The 26,417-nt window shown below is 30.4% G+C and carries 19 protein-coding genes and 2 pseudogenes; 8 read left to right on the top strand and 13 right to left on the bottom strand.

Features of this window, described 5'->3' with window-relative positions; all coding sequences use genetic code 11:
• Nucleotides 1-6: 6 nt before the first annotated feature.
• From LBP67_04540 to LBP67_04515, 6 genes are all read right to left on the bottom strand, one after another.
• Nucleotides 7-2,214, bottom strand: coding sequence for a polyribonucleotide nucleotidyltransferase (locus LBP67_04540; protein MDR2084242.1), 2,208 nt, complete (start codon nt 2,212-2,214; stop codon nt 7-9).
• Between the two features lie 86 nt (nt 2,215-2,300).
• Nucleotides 2,301-2,570: a 30S ribosomal protein S15 gene (rpsO, locus tag LBP67_04535; protein MDR2084241.1), complete on the bottom strand. Its 270-nt coding sequence runs from the start codon at nt 2,568-2,570 to the stop codon at nt 2,301-2,303.
• 162 nt (nt 2,571-2,732) lie between these two features.
• Complete coding sequence (locus LBP67_04530) at nt 2,733-3,224, bottom strand: C-GCAxxG-C-C family protein (protein ID MDR2084240.1); 492 nt, start codon at nt 3,222-3,224, stop codon at nt 2,733-2,735.
• A complete protein-coding gene (locus tag LBP67_04525) occupies nt 3,224-4,078 on the bottom strand; it encodes a PorT family protein (GenBank protein MDR2084239.1) in 855 nt (284 codons plus the stop codon). Before LBP67_04525 ends, LBP67_04530 begins: the two co-directional genes overlap by 1 nt.
• Before the next feature lie 197 nt (nt 4,079-4,275).
• The gene (locus LBP67_04520) at nt 4,276-6,411 is read right to left on the bottom strand and encodes an RNA-binding transcriptional accessory protein (protein ID MDR2084238.1); all 2,136 of its coding nucleotides are present in this window, start codon (nt 6,409-6,411) and stop codon (nt 4,276-4,278) included.
• Between the two features lie 8 nt (nt 6,412-6,419).
• On the bottom strand, nt 6,420-7,142 hold the full coding sequence (locus LBP67_04515; GenBank protein MDR2084237.1) for a (Fe-S)-binding protein: 723 nt from the start codon (nt 7,140-7,142) through the stop codon (nt 6,420-6,422).
• 202 nt (nt 7,143-7,344) lie between these two features.
• On the opposite strand from LBP67_04515, the gene LBP67_04510 reads away from it, so the two are divergent.
• From LBP67_04510 to LBP67_04500, 3 genes are all read left to right on the top strand, one after another.
• The gene (locus tag LBP67_04510) at nt 7,345-8,016 is read left to right on the top strand and encodes a hypothetical protein (GenBank protein MDR2084236.1); all 672 of its coding nucleotides are present in this window, start codon (nt 7,345-7,347) and stop codon (nt 8,014-8,016) included.
• Nucleotides 8,017-8,182: 166 nt separating this feature from the next.
• The gene (locus tag LBP67_04505; protein MDR2084235.1) at nt 8,183-12,004 is read left to right on the top strand and encodes a C25 family cysteine peptidase; all 3,822 of its coding nucleotides are present in this window, start codon (nt 8,183-8,185) and stop codon (nt 12,002-12,004) included.
• 292 nt (nt 12,005-12,296) lie between these two features.
• Nucleotides 12,297-13,181, top strand: coding sequence for a LytTR family transcriptional regulator DNA-binding domain-containing protein (locus LBP67_04500; GenBank protein ID MDR2084234.1), 885 nt, complete (start codon nt 12,297-12,299; stop codon nt 13,179-13,181).
• A 4-nt stretch (nt 13,182-13,185) separates the two neighbouring features.
• Here LBP67_04500 and LBP67_04495 read toward each other — a convergent pair whose 3' ends face one another.
• From LBP67_04495 to purD, 4 genes are read right to left on the bottom strand one after another with little or no spacing between them, the layout of a single operon-like run.
• On the bottom strand, nt 13,186-15,108 hold the full coding sequence (locus tag LBP67_04495; GenBank protein MDR2084233.1) for a hypothetical protein: 1,923 nt from the start codon (nt 15,106-15,108) through the stop codon (nt 13,186-13,188).
• 51 nt (nt 15,109-15,159) lie between these two features.
• Complete coding sequence (locus tag LBP67_04490; protein ID MDR2084232.1) at nt 15,160-15,753, bottom strand: ribonuclease HII; 594 nt, start codon at nt 15,751-15,753, stop codon at nt 15,160-15,162.
• Nucleotides 15,746-16,723, bottom strand: coding sequence for a hypothetical protein (locus LBP67_04485; protein MDR2084231.1), 978 nt, complete (start codon nt 16,721-16,723; stop codon nt 15,746-15,748). The genes LBP67_04490 and LBP67_04485 overlap by 8 nt, the downstream gene beginning before the upstream one ends.
• Entirely contained in the window at nt 16,720-17,994 is a 1,275-nt protein-coding gene (purD, locus tag LBP67_04480) for a phosphoribosylamine--glycine ligase (protein MDR2084230.1), read from the bottom strand. The genes LBP67_04485 and purD overlap by 4 nt, the downstream gene beginning before the upstream one ends.
• Nucleotides 17,995-18,080: 86 nt before the next feature.
• Here purD and LBP67_04475 point away from each other — a divergent pair, with 86 nt between their 5' ends.
• From LBP67_04475 to LBP67_04455, 5 genes are all read left to right on the top strand, one after another.
• Nucleotides 18,081-19,538, top strand: a complete 1,458-nt coding sequence (locus LBP67_04475) for an oligosaccharide flippase family protein (protein MDR2084229.1) — start codon at nt 18,081-18,083, stop codon at nt 19,536-19,538.
• 75 nt (nt 19,539-19,613) lie between these two features.
• Nucleotides 19,614-20,723, top strand: coding sequence for a hypothetical protein (locus LBP67_04470; protein ID MDR2084228.1), 1,110 nt, complete (start codon nt 19,614-19,616; stop codon nt 20,721-20,723).
• 28 nt (nt 20,724-20,751) lie between these two features.
• On the top strand, nt 20,752-21,747 hold the full coding sequence (locus LBP67_04465; protein ID MDR2084227.1) for a hypothetical protein: 996 nt from the start codon (nt 20,752-20,754) through the stop codon (nt 21,745-21,747).
• Nucleotides 21,734-23,200, top strand: coding sequence for an O-antigen ligase family protein (locus LBP67_04460; protein MDR2084226.1), 1,467 nt, complete (start codon nt 21,734-21,736; stop codon nt 23,198-23,200). Before LBP67_04465 ends, LBP67_04460 begins: the two co-directional genes overlap by 14 nt.
• Entirely contained in the window at nt 23,148-23,804 is a 657-nt protein-coding gene (locus tag LBP67_04455) for a YggS family pyridoxal phosphate-dependent enzyme (GenBank protein ID MDR2084225.1), read from the top strand. Before LBP67_04460 ends, LBP67_04455 begins: the two co-directional genes overlap by 53 nt.
• Before the next feature lie 243 nt (nt 23,805-24,047).
• Here the strand turns inward: LBP67_04455 and LBP67_04450 are convergent, their stop codons facing one another.
• The 3 genes and pseudogenes from LBP67_04450 to LBP67_04440 form a co-directional block, all read right to left on the bottom strand.
• A complete protein-coding gene (locus LBP67_04450; GenBank protein ID MDR2084224.1) occupies nt 24,048-24,809 on the bottom strand; it encodes an OmpA family protein in 762 nt (253 codons plus the stop codon).
• Nucleotides 24,810-24,848: 39 nt separating this feature from the next.
• A pseudogene (locus LBP67_04445) lies at nt 24,849-24,992 on the bottom strand (thrombospondin type 3 repeat-containing protein).
• A gap of 123 nt (nt 24,993-25,115) precedes the next feature.
• A pseudogene (locus LBP67_04440) lies at nt 25,116-26,297 on the bottom strand (DUF5723 family protein).
• Nucleotides 26,298-26,417: the final 120 nt, after the last annotated feature.

Here is a 26,417-nt window from a genome sequence, read left to right as displayed (position 1 = left end):
ATTTTTTTAATCTTTCTTCGGTCTGTTATTATTGTTTCTGTTATCTGGTCTATTATTATTTCGATTATCTCTTTGTGGCGGTTGATAACCTTCCGGTTTTGGTAATAAAGCTTTTCTTGAAAGTCTGAATTTTCCTGTTTTAGGATCAATTTCAATTAATTTGACTTCAATACTATCACCTATTTTCATATATTTATTGACATCATCAACCTTTTCCCAGGCAATTTCAGAAACATGTAATAAACCTTCTTTACCAGGTAAAAACTCGACAAAAGCCCCGAAATCTAAAATAGATTTTACTTTTCCTGTATAAATTTCACCAACCTCAGGTTTTGCAATAATAGTCTTAATCCTATCTTTAGCTGCAGTAATAGATTCGTAATCAGGAGCAAAAATCTGAATAATGCCCTTATTATCAACTTCTTCAATAACAATTGTAGAATTAGTTGTAGCCTGAATATCTTGAATTATTTTTCCACCCGGACCAATTACAGCCCCGATAAATTCTTTATCAATAATCATAGATTCAATTCGTGGAACATGTGGTTTGTAGTCGGTTCTTGGTTCTGCTAAAGTTTCCGAGATTTTATTAAGGATATGTAATCTGCCTTGCTTTGCTTGATCCAAAGCTTTAGCTAATATTTCGTAAGGTAATCCGTCAACTTTGATATCCATTTGACAAGCTGTAATTCCGTCTCTAGTTCCGGTAACTTTGAAGTCCATATCGCCAAGATGATCTTCATCACCTAATATATCGGATAAAACAACGTAACGGTTGTTATCTGTGATTAAACCCATAGCAATTCCGGTAACAGGTTTTTTCATTTTTACGCCGGCATCCATAAGTGCAAGAGTTCCTGCACAAACAGTAGCCATTGAAGATGAACCGTTCGATTCTAAAATATCAGAAACTATACGAATTGTATACGGATTAACTTCAGGATCATCAGGGATCATACCTTTTAAAGCTCTTAATGCTAAGTTCCCGTGACCGACTTCGCGACGACTTACGCCTCTTGAAGGTCTTACCTCACCTGTTGAGAATGAAGGAAAGTTATAATGTAAGATTAATTTCTCTTTCCCTTCAACAATGGCACCGTCAATAATCTGTTCGTCTAATTTTGTTCCGAGAGTTACGGCGGTTAATGATTGTGTTTCACCTCTTGTAAATATTGCCGATCCGTGTGCTGAAGGCAAATAATCAACTTCGCACCAAATAGGTCTTATTTCATCAAGATTTCTTCCATCAATACGTTTTTTGTTATCTAGAATATAATTTCTTATTGCTTCTTTTTCCGTATCGTGGAAATATCTATCAATCATAAAAGCCTTTTCTTCGGCTTCTTCTTCGCTTAATTCAGCTATAAAATCATCTTTTATTTCATTGAATTTTTGTGATCTTAATTTTTTATTACTGATGTGAGAGCCGGCAACCCCGTAGCATCTATCATAACAAAAATCATAAATCTTATTGCGAAGTTCTTCATCATTTGTTTCGTGACTGTATTCGTATTTATTTTGGGCTTTCTCAATTTTAGCTGCGAGTTCTTCTTGAGCTTTACATTGTATTTTGATTGCATCGTGAGCAAATTTAAGCGCATCTATCATTGTTTCTTCCGAAACCTCTTTACATTCGCCTTCAACCATCATAATGTTATCTTTATCAGCGGCAACGATTAATTCGAGAGTCGAATTTTCAAGTTCATCAACTTTAGGATTGATGACGAACTCTCCGTTGATTTGAGCTACTCTGACCTCAGATATTGCACCATGAAACGGGATGTCGGAAACTGCAATTGCAGATGAAGCCGCAAGAGCAGCGTATGCATCGGGAAGAACGTTTTTATTTCCCGATATAAGAGTAACTTGCACTTGTACTTCAGCGTGAAAATCATCAGGAAATAAGGGGCGTAAAGCTCTATCAACTAATCTTGAAATTAATATTTCATAATCCGAAGGTTTGGCCTCACGTTTGAAGAATCCACCCGGAAATCTTCCGACAGAGTAATATTTTTCTTTATATTCAACAGAAAGAGGCATAAAATCAGTATTTTCTGCAGCTTCCTCTTTTGCTACAACCGTTGCAAGTAGCATTGTGTCACCAATCTTAACAACCGCTGAACCGTTGGCTTGTTTAGCTAATTTTCCGGTTTCTATGATTACTTCTTCTCCGTTAGGTAACTTAAAAGATGAAGTTATTCCTTGTATTGACATTTTATTTTTTATTATGACTTATTTAAAACTATATAAATATAAAAAAAGGCAATCAACTTTTAATTGCCTTTTATTTTTTTTAGAAATTACTTTCTTAATCCGAGCTTTTTAACGATAGCCCTATATCTTTCGATATCATTCTTTTTTAGGTAATCAAGAAGTTTCCTTCTTTTACCTACCAAACGTACAAGTGAGCGTTCGGTTACCAAATCTTTTTTATTTTTTTTCAAATGTTCGGTTAAATGTTTGATTCTGTATGAGAACAAAGCTATTTGACCTTCTGTTGAACCGGTATCACTTATTGAACTACCGTGTTCTTTGAAAAAATTCTCCTTAATTTCCGGACTTAAATACATATTTTTTTTCTTTATAATTTTACGATACTAAATTCGAACTGCAAAAGTACAATAATTTTTTTAATTAAATGTTTTTTCCGACAAAAAATAAATTAGAAGTTTTCAGTTTCCGGACTTTGTTTCTTATTTGATTATTTATTTTTTGTATTTTTTCCTTTATACTTATTTTTCCAATAATTCAATCGTCCATTTTGCAACATTACCTGAAAGTTCAGCACAACCTTTTTTACAAACACTTTCACGGAACGCCTTAGCATCTTCGGGATCCCAATTATTAAAACTCCTCCCGCTCATCATCTTTTGAATTCCAAAACATGAAATATTATCGCCATAAACTTCTTTGAACTTTTTTATTAATTGACTTGACAATTCTAAAGCAAGAATATTTCTTTTTCGCCCAAAGTCTTTTCGTTGTCGACCGTGATAAAAGCCAATAGCTAATAATCCGCCTTGCAAAGCACCGCATGAACCTATACCCATTAATCCGCCGCCGCCGCTTAATGTTTGTGACGATTTAATCAAGTCATCAGGAATATCGTCTTTAATATCTTGAATTGCAGCTAATACACATTGCGGACAAAATCCGTATTCCAAATCATAGTCGTAAGCAAGTTTATATGCTAATTCTGCTAATTCCTTCGTTTCTTCTTTCATTATCTCAAATCTCCTTGTCGTGTTGAAATTAATGCCTTATTTCTTTCGGCTTGTCTTTCGTTGAAAACATAAATTAATCTGAAACTTAAAGTATTGTTATATTCTTTTCTTTTGAAAGCCAAAAATTCTCCGTCCTGGTAAGTTTCTACACCATCCGGAATTTCATTAACATATTGTCTGTAATAATCAGAAGTTCTTAAATGCTTTAATGAATAAGCAAATCTTACCTCAAATTTCAATCTTTGCCAAATTCTTGCTTCGATACTGGCAATCACACTGAAATCATTAGAATTTAGTTTCCCGTTTTTTTCATTCCATTCTTTAACTACTTCATAATATTCGAAGTTTTTTAATGATTCATTGACTGGAACAAAATCTGCATAAGAAATCATTGCATCAGTTTTGTTATATATGATATAATTTGAATGATCTGTTCTGTAACATTCTTCGCGTGCATTATTAACCATTCTTGCGTATGAAAAACCAACACCAAATTTAAATAATTGATCTTTGTCTGTAAAATATAACAAAATAGGTATCTCGGCATAGTTGATATTTATTTTGTATGCTCCAGTACGATCGGTTTCAATGTTGTAAATAGTGGCTTTCTGTTTAGCGCCCTTTTGATTAAAATTTGCTTCAATTGATGCCGACATAAAAGGAAGAATGTTAAAATTTACTCCTATTCCGACGTTTGCCCCGAATTTTTTGTAACCGTATGCCTGATCTCCATCAATTTGTGATAGATTGCATCCACCGGCAACATATGCTTTTATTATTTGTGCATCAGAAGTAAAGCAAAACAATATAAACGTAATAATTAATAATGTATGCTTTAAAAGATGTTTTTTCATGCGTAAATATTTTTGTTTATTTTTTTTTAATTAAATTGTATATATTGACAAATACTTGATTTCAATAAAACTTAATTTTTAATCATGAAACGAATATAGATTATTTTTTTTATTCGCTTAGATAAATTATTTGCTATGATGATTTCATATTAATAATTTTTTAATATTACTAACCTAAATCATAACGAAAAAACGGGTTATATATTTTTCATTGATAATGAAATCCTTTTTCTGTCGACATCAACTTCCAAAACTTTTACCATAACTTTTTGATTCAACTTTACATACTCAGAAGGATCGGAAATATATTTATCTGCTATTTGAGAAATATGTACCAAACCGTCTTGGTGAACCCCAATATCTACGAAAGCTCCGAAAGAGGTTATATTAGTTATGATTCCAGGTAATACCATTCCTTCTCTGACATCTTGAATAGAATTGATATTTTTGTCAAATTCAAATATTTCAAATTCGTTACGCGGATCGCGACCTGGTTTTGCTAATTCATTTATGATGTCGTTTAAAGTAGGTAATCCGACATCTTTAGTGATGTATTTATTGAGATTGATTTTTTCGAGGAGTTTTTTGTTGCCAATGAGCTCCTTAATATCACTTTCTAAGTCTAAGGCCATTTTTTCCACTATAGGATAAGATTCCGGATGAACCGCACTGTTGTCTAAGGAATTTTTACCATTTCTAATTCTGAGGAAACCTGCTGATTGTTCAAATGCTTTATTTCCATAGCGAGCAACTTTTTTTAATTCTTCTCTTGAAGAGAAATTGGAATTTTGATTTCTGTAATCAATGATATTTTGAGCTAAAACCGGACCTAAACCTGAAACATAAGTTAGTAATTGCTTCGAAGCGGTATTAACATCAACACCAACTGAATTTACACAGCTTTCAACAACTTGATTTAAACTTTCTTGCAATTTTGTTTGGTTTACGTCATGTTGATATTGGCCGACACCAATAGATTTCGGATCAATTTTTACTAATTCTGCAAGCGGATCAATCAACCTACGACCTATTGAAACGGAGCCGCGAACAGTTAAATCGTAATCTGGAAATTCTTCGCGTGCTATTGCAGAAGCACTGTAGATTGAAGCCCCACTTTCGTTAACCATTACAGCTATAATATCTCTATTAAAATGAATTCGCTTAATAAAATTTTCGGTTTCTCTACCGGCGGTACCGTTGCCTATAGCTATTGCATCAATTTTGTATGCTTCGACAAGATATGTTAACTTGTTTATTGCATCCTTAACTTTGTTTTCAGGAGGATGCGGATAAATAGTAACATTATTAAGCAATTTTCCTGTTTTATCAAGAATGGTAACTTTACATCCGGTTCTAAATCCAGGGTCAATGGCTAAAACATTTTTATTATATAATGGTGGAGTCATTAGAAGCTGCCTAAGATTGTCAGAAAAAACTTCAATCGCGGCTTTATCGGCTTTTTCTTTTAGTGTCGCACGGATTTCAGTTTCGATAGAAGGTTCCATTAATCTGCTATATGAATCTTTTATAGCAGATGTAACGATTTCAGCTGCTTGAGAATCATTTTTAACAAAAAACTTTTCAAGAATCATAATAGCCTTATCTTTATCCGGAGTTATGTTTACACGCAAGAATTTTTCATTCTCTCCTCTAAAGACAGCAAGAATTCTGTGAGATGGGGCCTTTTTAGCCAGTTCTTTATAATCAAAATACTGCTTATATAATGAACCTTCCTCCTCTTTTGAATTTATAATTTTTGAAAGAATATAAGCCTCATTTTCAAATAATTTGCGTATACGGGATCGAACATAAGCATTTTCATTAACCCATTCAGCAATTATGTCTGATGCTCCGACAATAGCTTCTTCAACTAAAAAAACCTCTTTTTCCTCATTAAGAAATTTCTCTGCAATAGCTTCAATATCATTGTAATTTTGAGCCATAATGATTTTGGCTAAACCTTCCAAACCTTTTTCTCTTGCAATTGTAGCTCTAGTTCTTCTTTTGGGTTTATACGGAAGGTATAAATCTTCCAACTCCTCAAGTGTTTCTACATTCTCAATTTGTTGCTTTAATTCATCAGTTAATTGATCTAATTCAAGAATTGTTTGCAAGATATATTCGCGACGTTTTTCTATTTCCTTAAACTTAGAAAGTAAATTATTTATCGAGGCAATTATAACTTCGCTTAAACTTCCGGTAGCTTCTTTTCTATATCGGGCAATAAATGGTATAGTATTACCACTTTCGAGTAATTCTATGGTATTTTTTACTTGTATGAAATTTAAATTGAGTTGAGATGCTATTTTTTGATAAAAAACTTCTTCAGTCATATTAATTTTTATAAAGAATTTGCAATTACATCAGCAATATGAATTGTTGAAATAGGTAAATTATGTTTTTTGATGTATGCATTAAGATTCATCAAACATGAGCAATCGGCTGAAATAATATGAGAAACACCTAATTGCATGGCTTTTTGAACTTTTTGAGCTGTCATTGCGGATGAAATTGAATTGTATTTTACAGAAAAAAGTCCACCAAACCCACAACACTCATAATCTTCTACTTCAATAAGATTTAATCCAATAATATTATTTAACAATATACGCGGCTCTTCTTTGAGACAATGCGAATACTTTCTAAGAGCATGACATGAATCATGATAATATGCATTCGCTTCGAAATTTGCACCAAAATCTATCATTCTTATTTTATTTACGAGAAAATCTGTTAATTCAAAAATATTATTTCTGATTTCTAAATAGTCATAATGACTTCCTGAATTGTGGAATATATTTTGATAATTAGTTTGTATATGACTAACACAAGCAGGTGACAGTCCTACAATAATATTTTTGTTGTTAAAATCATCCAGAAATTTTTCACTAAGAATTTTAGCTTTATCAAAAAATCCAGCATCATAAACTTCTTTTCCACAACAGGTTTGTTCTGGATTGTAATTTACTTCAATACCACATTTTTCTAAAATTTTAATGGCATTAAAAGCAGTTTCTGGATGAAATTGGTCAATATAGCATGGAACGAATAAGTCAACAGTCATGAGATGAAGTAATGTAATAATGCGCAAAGATAGAAAAAAAATACATTTTATGTTTAGTAAAAAATATATTCAACCGTAATAACAGGTTTTAATATAAATGCATTTAAAATTCTGATAGACTTAGAAAGTTTAATGAAACTTTGTTTATGGGTGCAAATTGACAATTTCTGCAATTATATTTATAATACTAAAATTTTTTATTATGAAAAACCCGAATAGTTGGTCTAATTTGCATCAACCAATGTTAGAAGATCAGATTTATCATGTTTTTAATCAAGGTAATAATGGGGGAAATATTTTTAAGACAAATGAAAATAGAATATATTTTCTGTCCAAATTAGATAAATATTTAGGACAGTTTGTAGATATTATTGGCACTTGTTTAATGGATAACCACTATCATCTTCTATTTAGAGTTAAATCATATAATGAAATTGTAAAACAAATACCTATGGTAAAAGGTTTGGATAAAGTTATTAAACGTCATCGGATTATTGGCAAGCGAAATGTTGTTAGTATTATTATAAGTGAAATGTTGCGTAGATGTTTTATGTCATATGCAAAAGCTTTCAATAAAGTGTTTAATCGATCCGGAAGCCTTTTTAGAAAGAATTTTAGAAGAAAGTTAATTACTTCCGAAAAGTATTTACGAAACGTATGGATATATATTCACAAAAATCCTCAAATCCATAGGAAAATAAAGAATTATGTAAAATATAAATGGAGCAGTTATACTTTTTATTTAAAAAATGAAATAAAAAACGATTTTGTTAATTTAATTTTTGATAAGATATTTGGTGACATTAAAAATTATGTAGATGCTCATCAATATTATGATTATAAAAATGAGGATAAATTCTATATCATTGAATGATAATAAAATTTTTAATAATCATATTTATTAAGTTATATACTAACCCTAAATTTCTGCTATTATAGAATTAAAGTATTGTTAAAAAGTTTATCTTTGCATGTTATATATTTTACGATGAGTTAATAGTATATTTAAATTATTAATAAGAAATTAAAATTATGTTTATATGAAAAAAATAATATTACTATCAATTTTTTTAGCTTCGTTGGCTTTGAATTTGTTTTCTCAAGAAATAAGATTAGAATTCGATTATCCTGATATAATCAATAATGGCGAATATATTGAGCTGATTTATGAAGACCTGCATGAAATTACAATGCCAGGGAATCCGATTATTCCATTTATGCATTATTCTATACTCGAAGAACAAGATAGAGCATCAGTAGGAATAACAATTACGGATATCGAGTATTATGATAATGTTGTAGAGGGGAAGTTATTACCGGCAGCGACTCCTGTCCCTATTTCAAGTGAAAATAAAACTATCAACATAGTTGAAAATGACGAAATATATTTATCAAATTCAAAATATCCTTCAATAAATATTAATGCTACAAAAACTCATTATTTGGGAGGATACGGTATTACGTCTTTAAGTATATATGCAGCAGAATATTATCCTGCGGATGGTGTAATAAAGTTGATAAAAAGTATTACTTTCAAGAATAATTCTAAGGATAAAAAATCAGAATTTCAGGCAAATAATAAAATTCAAACAATTACTAGAATTAATAATCTTGTAAATAATAACTCTGCATTAAAATCGTACTCTTATAATAATGTAAAAAGTAACGATGAGGTTGATGTTTTATTTATTACTTCTTCGGAATATGCATCACAATTAGATGAGTATAGTGTTTTTAAAAATAAATTCGGATATTATACAGCAATAGAAACTACCGAAAATATATATCAGAAATATTCGGGTGTAGATAATCAGGATAAGATAAGAAATTGTGTAAAAGATTATTATGATAATAAAAGTTTGCAATATTTAATTCTTGTTGGCGATGCTGATACTAAAAATGAGTCTGAAAATATTATTCCGTGCAGAGGTTTTGCAGCATTAGATGATCCGTGTATTCCGGCTGATATGTATTATTCGAATCTCAACGGAACATGGAATGAAAATAATAATGATTTGTGGGGAGAACCGGACGAGATTGATTATTATGCAGAAGTAAGTGTTGGAAGACTATGTATTGATAGTCACGATGAGCTAAATAACTTTATTAATAAATTAATGTTGTATCAAGACCGCCCTGTAGTTGATGATATTGAAAAAGCATTGATGGTTGGTGAATCTTTAGATTCATATACATGGGGAGGAAATTATAAAGATGAAATAGTTGCCGGCACATATAATCATGGGTTTTATTCTGCAGGAATACCTGAGAATATAGAAATTTCACGCTTATATGAACGTGATAAAAACTGGGGCCTGGCCGATATCAAAAAAGCATATAATGAAAAAGGCGTTAATATGTTGAATCATTTAGGTCATTCGAATGTTGATTACAATATGAAAATTGGTAACGCATCATTAACAACAAATAATTTTACAAATGATGGTATTAGTAGATCTTTTGTAATTCACTATTCTCAAGGATGTTATAATGGTTCAATGGATAATAGAAATACTGGTGAGAACTCTTATGGTACAACCGATTGTTTTGCGGAAATTATATCAACTCTGCCTACTGCAAATGTAGCTTGTATTGCAAATTCACGTTATGGTTGGTATATGCCAGGTGGCACAAACAGTTCCTCACAATTCTATGACAGGTTGTTTTATGATGGTATTTATAATGCAAATTATCCGAAAGTTGGCGACGCGAATAGATATTCCAAAGAGAAATACACAAGTTGGTTGAATGAAAGCGGCTATTTTAGGTGGACAGCCTATGAAGTTAACCTTTTTGGCGACCCTTCTATGGAAGTCTGGACTCAAAAACCAACTGAGATTACAGTTAATATTTCAAATATAATTTTCCCTGATGAAAATTTGCAGTTTGTTTGTAATACGGCTTTCGCACGAATTGCATTAATGAAAGATAATACTCTCATTTATCGAACGACTTCTGATGAAAATGGATTAGTAAATATAAATCTTTCCTCATTAAATCTTGATGTTAATGATGTGCTGGAACTTCATATTACCGCACATAATAGGTTCCATTATTTTCAAAATTTAAAGGTAGTTAATAATAGTTTTAAGTTTAGTATTGAAAATAGCTTTAGTGATATACTTGGAAATAACGATGGAATCATTAATCATGGAGAAGAAATATTGATAAATCTGACGATTGAAAATATCGGATTAATTGCGGCTCCGGAACTGAATGCTACAATTTTATGTAATAATCAATACATATTATTGATTACTAATGAAATAACAATCCCGGCCTTACAGCCTGGAGAAACAACTTTGATTGAGAATATTAAATATATTGTTGATGTAGATGCAATGACCTCTGAATGTCTTTTTTATCTTAAGTTTGAAAATGATATTAATAACTCTTTTTATTCAACAATAGTTGCTCCTCTTATAAGCTTAAATTCTTATGAAGTTAGTGAAAAAACTGGAAATAATAATGGAAAATTAGAACCTGGAGAAGAAGGAAGGCTTAAACTCGTTTATATAAATTATGGAAATTATCCTGCTAAGAATGTGGTTGTTACTGTTGAACCATGCGATATTTATGTTACGGTTTCAGAACAATCTGTTGTTATAAGCGAATTATCCGTAGGTGAATCATTCACTGTCGAATTTGATTTTACTGTAGATAGTGAATGTCCTGAAAGTTTCGTATCTTACTTTGAAACAAAATTTACGGATGAGATGGACAAAGTTCTTGTAGAGAAATGTATAACTTATATTGGTTCAACATCAATTCTTATTATTGATCTTGATGGTAATAATAATTCGATGCCTAAATTAAAAGAGGATATTTTTAAACTCTCGGGAGCTCAATGTCCCTATGTAACAACAATGCCAACTATTAACGAATTATCAAATTACTCTCTTATCTTTTTGTCCTTAGGTATTTATCCGGAAAACTTTGTTTTGACACAAGCATATCAAAAAATATTAATTGAGTATCTTGAAAATGGCGGAAGACTCTATTTAGAAAGTGGTTCTTTTTGGGATTTTGATAAAAATTACGGACTTTTTGAATACTTTAATGTTATAGGCGATAAAAATGAAGAGTCGTGGTTAAAGGGTTTTACTAATATTGTTGGAGTTGAGGGCAGTTTTACAGAAGATTTGATTTTTTCGTATAATGGAGATAATTTAAGAATAGACTATCAAACAGCTACTGCTCCCGCATTTCAAATATTTAATAATTCACCAGTGGAGTTTGGCGGTGCAACAGCATATGATGCAGGAACATATAAAGTTATCGGTTCATCTTTTGAATATGGTGGTTTAGAAGGAGATGTTAATTCTTTACTTGAAAAATATTTAGAGTTCTTTGATACTCCTCTTATCATACCAACTGCAATACCTTTCGGAAATGACACAACAGTTTGTAGACAGTCTGAATTTAATTTGGATGGAGGAGATGGATTTATTCAATATAAATGGTCTACTGGTAATACGGATAGATATCTTTCTCTTGATATGTCTTTGTTTGAAGGTAATTATGTTGTTATTGAATTAGAAGCTATTGATGAAAAAGGCTATATCGTAAAAAAATCTATTAAAATTAATATTGATAATTGCGCAGGAATATTTGATTATAATCAATTTGATATCTCTATTTATCCAAATCCTGCAACTAATCAAGTATTTATAAGTTTCAATAGTGATAATGAAAATTATAAAATTGAACTTCAAGTATATAATTTAAATGGAAGTTTAGTCCATAAGCAAAACATAAATAATATGACTTCTGTTGATATATCAAGATTTAATAAAGGAGTTTATATGTTTAAAGTTATTACTCCCAAAAATGTTATTACTAAGAAAATTATTAAGGAATAGTTCTTCTGAATAAGTATAATACATAAAAAAAAGCCCGGATTCGGGCTTTTTTTTATGTATTATACTTTCTAAGTTTATATAAAGATTAATATGCAAAATTTAAAATTCTTTTTTGCTTTTTTATATAAAACTTCCACTTTCTAAGTTTAAAGGAAAAATCACTCAAGTTTTTATCAGAATTTCACTTTCTAAGTCTATTACTTCAAAACACTTTCAGAAAATTTCTTTCCCAAAAAATCTCCAATCCTTAAACACTAAACATTAAACAATTTGTTATCTTTGCAAAAATTTTATGATGAAAGAAACACGAAAATTAGTCCCTAAATATTTTACTGAAGTTAAGAGTATTCTTAGCTTTGTTTTATTTACGGCGGTTTTCGGTTTACTTTTTGTATATATATACAATCCTTTCTCTTGGTTAGATAAATATGATATCTATAGTTTAAATTTTTTCTTTCGATCACTGATATTAGTTTTGACTGGTATAATTGCACTAACAATTAGTAGGTTTATAATGCGTTTATATGCTAACAAACACTCATTTTATTATATTCAATATATAATTTGGCTTTTGTGTGAGATAGTTTTATTAGCAATACTTTACACAATTTTTTCATTAATTATTAATTTTGATAAATTTCCGGGTTTATATAATATTATTGATAATTTTAAATCGGCTGTGAGTTATGTAGCTTTAATAATAAGTTTACCCTATATTATTTCAACACTTTATTTTGCATTGCAAGATAAAAGCAGAAGATTGAAACAAATTGAAAGTGAAAAAGAAAGAGAAGAAATTACACATCCATTAGATAGTTCCGTAATTGTTTTTCGCGACAATAATGGTGTTTTTAGAATCTCAATAACAATCGAGAATATAATTTATTTAGAATCGGCAGATAATTATGTTGCTATTAAGTATCTGAATAAAGGTAAATTATCAGATTTTCTTTTAAGAAACACATTAAGAACTTTAGATAAACAATTGGAAGGTACAAATATTATCAGATGTCACAGATCATATATGGTTAACTTTGAGCATGTAAAGGTTATCCGTAGAGATAAATTAGGAGTATATATAGAACTTGATCTTGAAGGAATTGACGATATACCTGTTTCGAAAACTTATAACAAAAACGTTACAGAACATTTTCTGAAACATTCTTCCAATAACTAATCAATTATTTTAAATATAGATGATTAGTTTCAATAATTAAACTATTACTGAAAGTAACATCAGGACGAGTTGTCGCTTTATATGTGTCTTTACTTAACTTTTTAGTTTGCCTGTTATAGTTAAAAATCATTGCTTTACTGTCTTTTTCGGAATAAACAATTATTTTCACAATATTTTTGTAAGTCTTAAATTTTACATAATCAATACTAGTGAATTTTATTTCAGAATTAAAAATTAAACTTTTAAATTTATCGTATGCACTGATTTTATTTTTATCAATAAAAATAAAATCACTATCCCCATTTCCCGTAATGTCTAAATATTCGAAATAGTTTTCTTTGTCGAATTTACCGAATTCAGTGTATTCTGTTTCTTTATTTCTTGAAATATAAGATAGCCTTCCTTGATTATCATTTACAACATAGGAGCCTTTGGAATTGGTTTTGTTTTCAAAGAATGAAGGATTTTTTCCTGATGAGTATGATTTATCTACTGTAAAATATAACGAACCAGTGAATGTGTAGAATATATGTGAATTGTCATTTCGATTAATTACAAAATGTTTATTTTTACCGGTAAATACAACATCAAACATTTTTTCTGTAGGATAAATATTTTCAATTTTAGTATGCAATCTCAAATCTCCCTTATTGTATTTAAGAATATAGGCATTATTATCAATACCTGCGTACAATAAATTAAAATTATCAATGTTTGTAAAATCAAGTAAGATTTGGTTTTGTGCATGAACAGGAAGTTTTAATGGAAATCCTTTTACATTGTCACCTAAAATTGTGAGTAAATACATACGACTTGTTGTATTAAACAAATACTGTATTTTGTTATTATTATAAGAATCCATTTCGGTTATATCCCCGATAATTTTTGAATCAAGATTAAACCTCCATTTTACGGTTCCTGTTGTTGTAAGGAAATATACAATATTATCAGAATCTTGAATTATGATATTTCCTTGTTGATTAGTATGATTGTTAACATAAAATGGACCTGAAATTATTTTGTTATTAGATGAGTATAAAGCTAAAGGATCTATATTAGGATTGGTTTCAGGTAATGGACTTACAAAAGTTTCATTATTATTTGTGTTCTCGGATATTTCCTCTTCTTGGGCGGGAGCCCCATTCACAATTTCAATACTATTATCAACTATCAGATTACTTGAATAACTTGCTTTTAAAACACTGACAGCATTATTGTTTTGAAAAGTATAATTATATGATTTTTTATTCTTTGCAAAAGCTTGGATTAATGTTGAATTATTTTTTGAAATATCATTATTTAGTTTCTTTGCGGGAGAATAGAATGATAAAATATCAATATTTTGGTTGTTAAAATAAAGATCATGGCCAATCCATGCGATTTCCTCATCGGATTTTATTGCTTCAATTATATGTAAATCGGATGTGTTTGCACGTGAATTAATTACATGCGTTATTGAGCTGTTATTTACTGTATTTATGAAATTTCTTTCGAATTTACTTGAAGAAATGTAGTGATAACTGCCGAAATGACCTTTATGGCCTTCAATATTAGGCTTAATATTAGAATTAGTTTTGATAAGAAGAATCCAGTCTCCGTCGTTGTATGTTGCAAGTAAGGAACGACTGCTCATTATCCTACTATAAAAAACACTGTCTGATTGTATCTTGCTTATATTACTCCTTATTATTTCGTAATTTTTTATATTTTTCGAAATAAATTCGTCGAAAGATGTTGAATTGAAAGTATTGCTGAGCAATTCAAAATTTGATGCATCAATTATGTATTGCGAGTTGGTTTTAGTAAGTGATAAGATAATATCTTCTTTATTCTTATTATTTATATCGTAAAGTACTATAAAAACACTGGCAAAAGCGAAAATCAATAATAGTACAATTAGTATTACAGCTGTTTTATTTGTTCTCATTATAAATTAATTATATCAACTCAAGAAAAGAATAATTTGATTGCAAATATATTAAAATAATTTCGTTTGACCCGGTACGTTAAATGACTTTCTATGATATTCGGTAAAACCATACTGCAAAATAGCATCGGCATGTTTTTTGGTAGGGTAGCCCTTGTTCTTTTTCCAAAAATAGTTAGGGTGTTCTTTATCGATGTAATTCATAAAATCATCGCGATACGTTTTTGCAAGTATTGATGCCGCAGCAATACAGGAAAACTTACCATCTCCTTTAATAATGCATTCATGATTAATATCTTTATATTTATTAAAACGGTTTCCGTCGATCAAAATGAATTCCGGGTTTGATTTTAAACCATCCAAAGCGCGGTGCATTGCTAAGAAAGAAGCATTTAGAATATTGATTTTGTCAATTTCATCATTATCAACCATTGCCACAGAAAAATCAATCGCAACCTCTTGGATAATATCTCTGAGTTTATATCTTTGTTTTTCAGTTAGTTTCTTCGAATCATTTAAGGTGTCTATTTTACATCCAATAGGTAATATTACAGCAGAAGCAAATACAGGTCCGGCCAAACAGCCTCTTCCAGCCTCATCACAACCGGCAACTATTTTATAATTTTTATATGTATTTTCAAGCATTAATGAAGGTATATATTGCGGGAATTATTGCCAAAAGACAAAAGAGTATATCAGCCCAAAAGCTTTTAATATTTATCATTAAATAGGAAAGAAGTATTGATAGTATCGGTAAAGACATCAATAAATAGGTTATGGGATAATTGAATATTACAACAAGAATCAAGGAGATAACCATTATTATTATAAAAAATAAATATTTATTTCTAAGAGCAATATTCATTTTATAGAGTTTACTGTAAACGAAGATAATGCTTATTATTATAAGCAAAACAATATATCCGATAAAAATATAATCGGTTATTGAAAAAATATTTCTAAAAATTTCAAAATTAACTTTCAGCGGATTGAAAAAACCAGCAGTACTGTTTATATCACCCGATACAAATTCAATGAATAACCAAATAATCAGAGGAAGTGTAAATCCGGTTATAATTATAAGTATATCTCTGAATTTATATGCTGCTCCTATTACAAAAACCGCAATAATAATAAAAAGTAGAAATAATACAGCCGGTAAATCTGTTAATGTGGCAATGCCGACCATAAAACCTGCTGCAAAAAAATCAACTTCATTATATGCATTTTCTTCTTGTGAGTTAATATTGAGTAATCTGTTTATACTTATTAAAACAAGCATATTTGCAATCAACGCCGGATTATATAATTGAAACTGAAATAATAATGCAAAAACAATAGGAGGTAGTAATGATGTCTTTGAAATCAGCAGGTTGTTTGTATTAATTTTATCAATAGTAAATAAACATGCAAAGAAGCATACTAATAAAACAGATGATGATAAAAAAGGAGAAATTTTATATAAATATCTAATTAGGTTAATGATAGGAGAGTAATGATCGGTTACAAAAAATTTTCCCGGAAATATTACACAAGGCAATTGAGTTGCCAAAGCAATGATTACCAGAACAACTATTGTAATCGGATATGTCTTTCCAAAAAATTTTACTATCATTTTTTAATAAGGTCTTTGCCTAAGTCGTAGCGTAAATATTTATTCTCGAAATTAATTTTATCAGCAACTTTATAAGCGTTTGTAAATGCTTCGCTGACAGAATCTCCGAATGCACAGGCAGCTATTACTCTTCCGCCGTTAGCAATCAATTCATTGTTTTCATCAACTTTTGTCCCCGCATGAAATATTAATGCATCGGGTGCATCAATTGTTATTTTCATTCCTTTGTTATAATCGTTTGGATATCCTTCTGAAACAAGCATAATTGCGGCAGCAGTTCTCGTATCAATATTTAATTCTATTTTGTCTAATTGTTTATTTGCAGCAGCGGCAAAGATTTCAAGAATATCGCTTTTAATACGTGGAAATACGGATTCAGTTTCAGGATCACCCATTCTACAGTTATATTCAATTACATAAGGTTCACCGTCGCAATTCATCAATCCGAAAAAAATAAAACCCGTATAATCTATAAATTCTTCTTGTAGACCAATAATTGTAGGTTTAATTATTTTTTCTTCTACTTTAGACATAAAAGATTTATCTGCAAAAGGTACGGGAGATACGGAGCCCATTCCACCGGTATTTGGTCCGGTATCATTTTCTCCGATTCTTTTATAATCCTTAGCTTCAGGTAATAAAAGGTAATTTTTACCGTCGGTAATAATAAATACGGATAATTCAATTCCCCTAAGATATTCTTCAATAACAACAGTAGAGCCGGATTTTCCAAATTTTTCACCTTCTAACATTTCCTTCAAATTTGTTTCTGCGTCATCCAAATTATCTACTATTATTACTCCTTTTCCCGCTGCTAATCCGTCGGCTTTTAACACGTATGGCGGTGATTTTAAATTCTCAAGAAAATCATACCCATCATTTATAGTATGTTTTGTGAATGCTTTGTATTTGGCTGTAGGAATATTGTATTTTAACATAAATCTTTTGGAAAATTCTTTACTACTTTCCAGCATTGCTCCTTGTTTTGTAGGGCCAATAATCATCAAATCTTTGTGGAGAGGAGCAATAAAATCGCAGATACCTTCCGATAACGGAATTTCCGGACCAACGATAAGCATATCAATATTATATTCAGTAATGTATTTACTTATAAGTGGGAAATCGGAAATGTCTATTTTAAGATTTGTGCCGAGTTTAAGAGTTCCGCCGTTGCCCGGAGCAATATATAGTTTATCAAGAAGTTTGCTTTCTGAGATTTTATATGCAATAGCATGTTCTCTGCCGCCTGAACCTAATAAAAGTACATTCATAATTTTTTCCTGCAAAGATAACATTTTTACAAATGTCTCGTTTGACTAAATATAATAATGTTATTTTTGCAGTTTAAATTTTATTAATGAAGCGAAAATTTATTCTTAACCTTATTCTTCTTGTTTTGTTGAACGTGCTTATTAAGCCGTTTTACTTTTTTTTTATAGACAGAACAGTACAAGTTGTAGTAGGACCTCAAGAATACGGATTATACCTTTCGATTTTTAACTTCACTTTTATAATCAATATCCTCTTGGATATGGGAATTGTGAATTTTAACAATCGAAATATCGCACAAGATTCTTCATTTCTTAAAGAAAACTTTTCTTCAATTCTTACTCTGCGATTACTTTTAGGCCTGGTTTATATACTAATAGCTTTTGTAATTGCTTATTTCCTAGGATATGATTCACGACAATTTTATCTTTTGGGAATACTTGCAGTCAATCAATTTCTGCTGTCGTTTATTTTATATTTACGATCGAACATTTCAGGATTATTGATGTTTGTTACGGATAGTTTTCTGTCGATTTTAGATAAATTTTTATTGATTATATTCTGTTCTATACTTTTGTATTCTAAGATGTTTACGGGAGTATTTAAGATAGAATGGTTTATTTATTCTCAGACGGTTGCATATTTACTAACAGCTTTAGTAGCATTAATCATCGTAATAAAAAAAGCAAAATTTAAACGGTTGCAGTGGAATAGCACCTTTTTCTTTAAGATATTGAAACAAAGTTTGCCTTATGCAACTTTAACATTATTGATGTCTTTTTACAATAGAGTTGATTCTGTGATGCTTACACAAATGATTCCCGGCGCTGAAGGTCAAATTCAAGTTGGTATCTATGCACATTCTTTCAGATTATTAGAAGCATTGTCAAACTTTTCATATTTATTTGCAGTTTTGCTTTTACCTATGTTTTCTAAGATGATAGCTGAAAAGGAAGATGTTAAGAGTTTAGTTGGTATTGCGTTTAATATTCTTACTATATTTGTTCTTAGTATTATTGCTATATCCTGGTTTTATTCTTATGAATTAATGGATTTATTGTATAAAGATGATATTCTTATTTCAGCGCAAGTGTGTAGGATATTAATGTTTTGCCTGCCGGGAATGTCTTATGGTTATATTTTTGGTACTTTGTTAACGGCAAACGGTAGTTTAAAGCAATTGAATATTATTGCAGGAATATGCATGTTGTTTAATTTCGTATTAAACCTAATTTTAATTCCGAAAGGTCAAGTTATTGGTGCTGCAATAACCGGTGCCGCAACACAATCTTTAGTGGTTATATTTCAACTGATTGCAATAAAGAGAACATTTAAATTTAAAATTACAAAAAATGTTATTAAAACATTGTTACGAATATTGGCTCTGATTGCTATAGTTGTTGCATTCGGTTATCTAACTATAAATTTAGATTTTGCTTGGTATTATAAATCAATAATAATTGTTGCTTTAGTTGTAATAGGAGCTTTAATGCTTAATATGGTAAATGTCAAAGAACTAATTAAGATTATTAAGACTAATGAGTAAAATTTATTATAAAATCCAATCAAATAAAAAAAAATATATATCTTTACAAACTTTTTTGAATGTTAAATATTGCTAATGAAATCTAACATAGACAATCAATTAGAATCGGGTTTCTTTATAAATATCCTTTTAAAGAATTATAAGTTGTTGTTATGGCTAACTGTAATTACAGTTATACTTTCATCTTTCTTTTCTTCCCCGATATTTATTACTCCTAAGTATAAATCGCAAGTGGTAATGTTTCCCTCTTCAAGTAATTCTATTTCTAAAGCTTTATTGACCGATCAGGTAAGTATAAAGCAAGATATACTTCAATACGGAGAAGATGAACAAATAGATCAAATGCTACAGGTTTTGGGTTCTAATAAAATTAGAGATAGAGTTGTGGAAAAGTTTAATTTATTGGAACATTATGGCTTTTCGAACTCAACATATAAATATACAAAACTAAATAAAGCATATAATGATAATATAAAATTTAGGCGTACTGAATTTATGGCGGTATCTGTAACTGTTTTAGATAAAGATGCGCAGATGGCAGCAGATATTGCAAATGAAATTGCAGCATTATATGATTCGGTTAGCGTAATTATGCAAAAGGAAAGAGCGTTGCAAGCATATAAAATTGTTGAGCAAACATATACTAATTTGGTTAATGATATACAGAAAATGGAGGATTCGCTTGCAATACTTCGTTCTTTGGGTATTAATGATTATGAAACTCAATCCGAGATGATTAATCAACAAATGGCCATCCAGATTGCTAATGGAAACAAAAAAGGAATTGAAGAGCTGCAAAAACAAATTGATATTTTAGCTAGATACGGAACTCCTTATGTATCAATTAGAGATCAGTTGGATTATGATAAGAGGCAATTGAGTTTAATTAAAGTAAAGTATGAAGAAGCAAAAGCTGATGCAGAGCAAGAATTAACTCAGAAATTTATAATATCGGATGCATATCCTGCTGAAAAGAAATCGTATCCGATTAGATGGTTAATTGTAGTTATATCAACCATCTCAGTATTTCTTATGACAATAATAATTATTGTACTTTTTGAAGTATTATATCCGATGATTTCAACATTAAAAACTAGTAAAAAGAAGGATAAGAATCATGGGGTAAGTAATATTGATGATGAGTCAAATGCTGTAAAAAAAAAGTTTAAAAATAAAAACACATAAAATTACTGTTGCAGAAAATAAACTAGAGGTGATTAATAACAAAATAACAGTCGATAATAAAAAAATAGAAGAAGATATGAATAATTTTTTCTCAGCAAAAAAACTTTGGGATGTTTTATGGAAACGTAAATTTCATATTATAATAATAACAATTGTTGGTATAGTAATAGGAGTAATCTTTTCCTCGCCAAAGTTTATTACTCCACGATACAAATCAGTTGCTGTGGTTTATCCGTCAAATATTTCGGAATATTCAGAAGAAAGTCCGTCTGAACAATTATATCAATGGTTTTTATCAACAGATATAAAATGGAAAGTAATTGAGGAGTTTAATTTGTATGAACATTATAAAATTGATAAAAATGCTCCCAAATCTTTAACTTATATTTTAAATGAGTATAATCGTAATGTTAGAATTGAACAAAATTCATATGAGGCAATCAATATTATTGTTTATGATAAAGATCCTCAAATTGCATGTGATATGGTTAATGCGATTATAAACTTTATTGATATAAAAATTAGAAATGTTCATAAAGAAAAGTTTCAAGAAGTAATATCTGTTTATGAGAAAACACATGAATGGTCTTTAGATAACTTAAATAATATTTCTTCTCAATTAGAGGATTTAGGAACAGATAATAATATTTTATATGCATTGTCAAGAGCATTAGGGATGGATGCTAAAAAAGCTAATAATGATCAATCTTCATCGTCTAGTTCGATTTCAATTGATAATTATGGTCCGGATTATATTAATAATTTACTGCAGTTAATTACCCTGAATAAATCTATGGAGGAATTTTGGGACAGATATTTTTATGCTTATTCTAACTTACAAAAAGAATTTACATATACGAGTATTTTGACTCATCCTTATCCTGCGGATAAAAAATCAACCCCAGTTCGTTGGGTAATTGTTTTATTTGCAGCGGCGGCGGCATTCTTAATATCTTATGTTGGATTTGTTATTGCAGAAAATATTCCTACCAAAAAAATAGTTAAGAAGCGTGTTTACAGATAAGCAAAAGATACTTGGCATTTATTGTTTTAGTGCAGCATTTTTAATATTTGTTATTTTTTGTGTTGTTAAGGAAATACATTGGATGCCAATAGCTATTCCTGTTTTGATAGGTGTAGCATGTTTGTATTTTTTTGCTCTTGAGAAAGTTTTATTAATAATAACTTTTTTAACTCCCTTATCTATTAGTATGAATATTGAAGAATTTGGGATTACCGCAAGTGTCCCAGATGAACCAATGCTTTTAATATATACTTTTATTATTCTGCTAAAGATATTGTATGATCATAAATTCGATAAAGATATACTTAAACATCCGGTTTCTATTTGTGTTATTATTAGTCTTGTTTGGTACTTTATAACCTGTATAACGAGTGAAATGCCGATTGTGTCATTTAAGCATCTTTTAGCACAAATCTGGTTTATTATTCCATGTTTCTTTATTGCAACTAAAATTTTTAAATCACAGGAAAATATCAATAAATATCAATGGGCTTATATAATAGCAATGACCTTTGTTGTTATTTATACTATAATACATCATTCTCAATACGGATTTTCCAAACGTGCAAGTTTTTGGGCCATGAAACCATTTTTTCCGGAACACACGAGTTATGGTGCTATTGTAGTTTTTATCTTGCCTTTTTTATTGTTCTATACTTTTGATAAAACTTATCCCAAAAATAAGAGATTAATTTCTTTAGGTATTACGGTAATAATTTTATTAGGTACAATATTTTCATATACGAGAGCTGCTTGGGTTAGCGGAATTGCTGCATTAATGGTTTTTATTCTTTTTAAATTAAGAGTGAAAATGCGATATATTGTTATTACAGGTTCTGCTGTTTTAGCATTATTTTTTGCTTTTCAAGACCAGATACTGTTGCAGCTTTCCAGGAATAATCAAAATTCAAGTCAAGATCTTGTGGAACATCTTAAATCCGCAACTAATATTTCAACCGATGCATCTAATCTTGAAAGAATAAACAGATGGCAATCAGCTATTAGAATGTTTGAAGAAAGACCTGTTTTCGGTTGGGGACCGGGAACATATCAATTTGTTTATGCACCTTTTCAACTCGCAAAAGATAAGACTATTTCAAGTACAAATGCCGGCGACAAAGGTAATGCTCATAGCGAGTATCTGGGGCCTTTGGCGGAGAGGGGATTGCTTGGTATGATAACTACAATTATTTTATTTATTGCAATTATTGCTACTGCTAACCGAGTCTATTGGAAGTCGTCGCATAAATTCGATAAAAATATGGCATTATGTTGTATGTTAGCTTTGTTAACATATATGATTCATGGAATAATGAATAATTACCTTGATATTGATAAAGCCGCAGTTATATTCTGGCTTAATGCCGCAATAGTTGTGTCGTTGGATATTAAATACAGAAATGAATCTAAACAATTATCAAAAAATAATCAAGAGCCTTCCGAGCAATGTTAAATTGGTCGCTGTCTCGAAACATCAAACTATTAATAATATTCTGCAAATCTATAATGCCGGACAACGTGTGTTCGGTGAAAATCGCCCATTAGAATTACAAGAAAAATATAATGAACTTCCTAAAGATATCCAATGGCATTTTATTGGACATCTTCAAACTAATAAAATCAAAAATATTATTGAATTTGTTTCTATTATTCACAGTATTGATTCTTTTCGGTTATTTGAACAAATAAATAATGAAGCATTTAAAGTTAACAGAGTAATTGATGTGCTTTTAGAATTTCATATTGCAGATGAGATTTCAAAACAAGGTTTTAATATTGACGAAATAATTGAATATTTAGAATCTCCGAAATATAAAGAGTTGAATAATATTAATATTATTGGTGTAATGGGAATGGCAACCTTTACAGGTGATGAAAATAAAATCAGAAATGAATTTAAACTTTTGAAATCTTATTTTGATATTATTAAAGAAAGATTCTTTAAAGAGAAAGATTCTTTCAAAGAATTATCAATGGGTATGTCTAATGATTACCAGATTGCTATTGAAGAAGGTGCTACGTTAATACGCATCGGCACCGCTTTATTTGCGGATTGATTTAATATTTTTTCTCAATTGTTTTATATTCAGTTAAGGAATACAACTACAATTATTTTATTTAAATTTTTGATAGACTTAGAAAGTGAAACTTTGGATAAGGTATAAGGGGGCTTTGTCTAGACTTAGAAAGTGACATTAATTGTAAAAATTATTAAACTTAGAAAGTGAAAAGTATTCTATAAAAAAAGCCGATAGATTTATTTCTATCGGCTTTTTTTATTAAATTAATATTTTGATTAATTAAGGTTTTACAGTTTCAAAATGAACTTCTTCATAAGTAATCAAAAACTCAACACGTCTGTTTTTAGCTCTGCCTGCAGCTGTGTTATTATCTGCAATTGGTTTCGTTATCCCGTAGCCAACTGCTTTCATTCGTGATTCGGGAACACCTTTACCTACTAAATAATCTTTAACGGCTTGAGCTCTACGTTCAGAAAGTTCTTGGTTGTATTCCGCTCTACCTGTATTATCAGTATGACCTTGAATCTCTATCTTATATTCAGGATTGGCTATAAATTCTGCAGCCATATCATTGAGTAGTTTATAAGAAGAAGATTTAATAGTAGCTTTATTAGTTTCGAATTGAATACCTTGTAAAGCTTTTTCAATTAAGGTGCGAACTTCTTTCTTGATTTCCGGACAACCGTTATTTTCAGGTACACCAGGAGTATTCGGACAATCATCTAAATAATCAGGTACTGTATCACCATCAGTATCTTTAGGACATCCTTTTTCATCAATGAAGTTATATGCTTCTTTAGGAGTATCAGGACATTCGTCTAAATAATCTGGCACCCCGTCACCATCAGTGTCAATCGGACAACCTTTAGCATCAACACGAACACCTTGCGGAGTATCGGGACATTCGTCTAAATAATCAGGTACACCGTCACCATCGGTATCTAACGGACAACCATATTCGTCAATGTAACCGTAAGCTTCTTTTGGTGTATCCGGACATCTGTCAATATAATCCGGCACACCATCGCCATCAGTATCAATCGGACAACCTTTAGCGTCAACATAGCCATAGGCTTGAATAGGAGTATCCGGACATTCGTCTAAGTAATCAGGAACTCCGTCTTTATCTGTATCAAGCGGACAACCGCTTGCGTCAACTTTGACACCTCGAGGAGTATCAGGGCATAAATCGTATTTGTCGATAACACCATCCTTATCGGAATCTTTTTTATCCGGAATAACAACGTTGATACCTAAACCAAAGTTAAATCCTTTAGTATTGTAAGGTACAGGGATTTTCGAATTAGAACCGTCAGCTGTGTATGAAGCATAAACAATAGGAACATAATCAGCAACAAACATCCAATGAATAGGCCCTGATCTTAAACCAATACCGAAACCGAATGTGCTAAATTTACCATGTATCAACGAGTATGATAAAGAAATATTTGCCCATTGAATCGGACGGCCATTAACTGCAAGTGTGACTTCTTCCATAAATTTTGAACCGTATTTTGTTGTTTTGGAAAGAATTCCGACACCTAATCTGTTTTGAAAGAAATTGGCTTCAGCTCCAACTAATAATTTTGCTTGAGTTGCAGTATTGTATTTTACTGTAGTTTGATTTGTTACGAAAGCTTCAGTAATGGAGTTGAGCAATGAATCTGTTAAATCATTTAAACTAAATTGTTTGAGATTAATATCACCGATATTCAAACCATCAAACATATAATCGATAGAATAACTGATATTGGTAATGTTTTTATTCCATCTTATCATACCAAGATCTGTCAATGCAACTGATAAAGTCAGTTGTTCAATAGGGTTGTATGTAGCACCCAAATCAATTCCAAAACCTAAACCGGAAGGCTTAATATAGTCACCGACTTTAGAGGAGAATTCAAATTCAGTATCTTTAATTTGCTCACCAAGCGTTACGTCTATTGGGCCGGCAATATTTATCATACCACTTCCCAATGCAGTCCATTTATCAATACCAGCTGTTAAATCAAATTGACCAAAGTCTGCATTAGCATTAGCAATACCATATAAAAACTTAACTTTACCTCCGACATTCCATTTTTCATTTATCTTATGGGAATATCCGAAAGCGAAATCTAAATAAGCATTTACATTAACATATGTGTTACTCAAGTCATAAACATTGTTTGTTAAATCAGGAGTTCCGTATAAAGCTAACTTAAAAAAATCTTTTGCTAAAGTAAAAGCTCCGTCAACTTTGGCATCAAGTCCGAAAGTATAATATGATTTATCATTCTTTCCTTTCCAACCGAAACCTAATATACTTACACTAACATCTGCTGTTAGCATTGGGCCGGAGTTTTTCAAAATATTATAAAAATTATCTTTATTACCTTCTGGATGTAAAAATGATATAGTTTTACCGTCTTCATTATTATATACGAAGTCTTTAACGCTTAAGTTAGTATTAACTAAACTGAAATTATCATAACCAAGCCCCGGAATACTAATGTAAAATTTATAGTCAGGTTGGAAAGCAGGATTCATTGTGTGACGCAAAGGCGAGTTTTCCATGAAATATAAAGTGGAGATATTATCTTGTGCACGTAAAATAGTAGATTGCAGAGCAATAACGGCAATTACAATCAAAGTGAATATATTTTTAAA

The organism is Bacteroidales bacterium (assembly GCA_031276035.1).
Taxonomy (GTDB): domain Bacteria; phylum Bacteroidota; class Bacteroidia; order Bacteroidales; family BM520; genus RGIG7150.
Note: the sequence above shows the minus strand (reverse complement) of the source record. Positions and strands in the feature narration are given on the sequence as shown.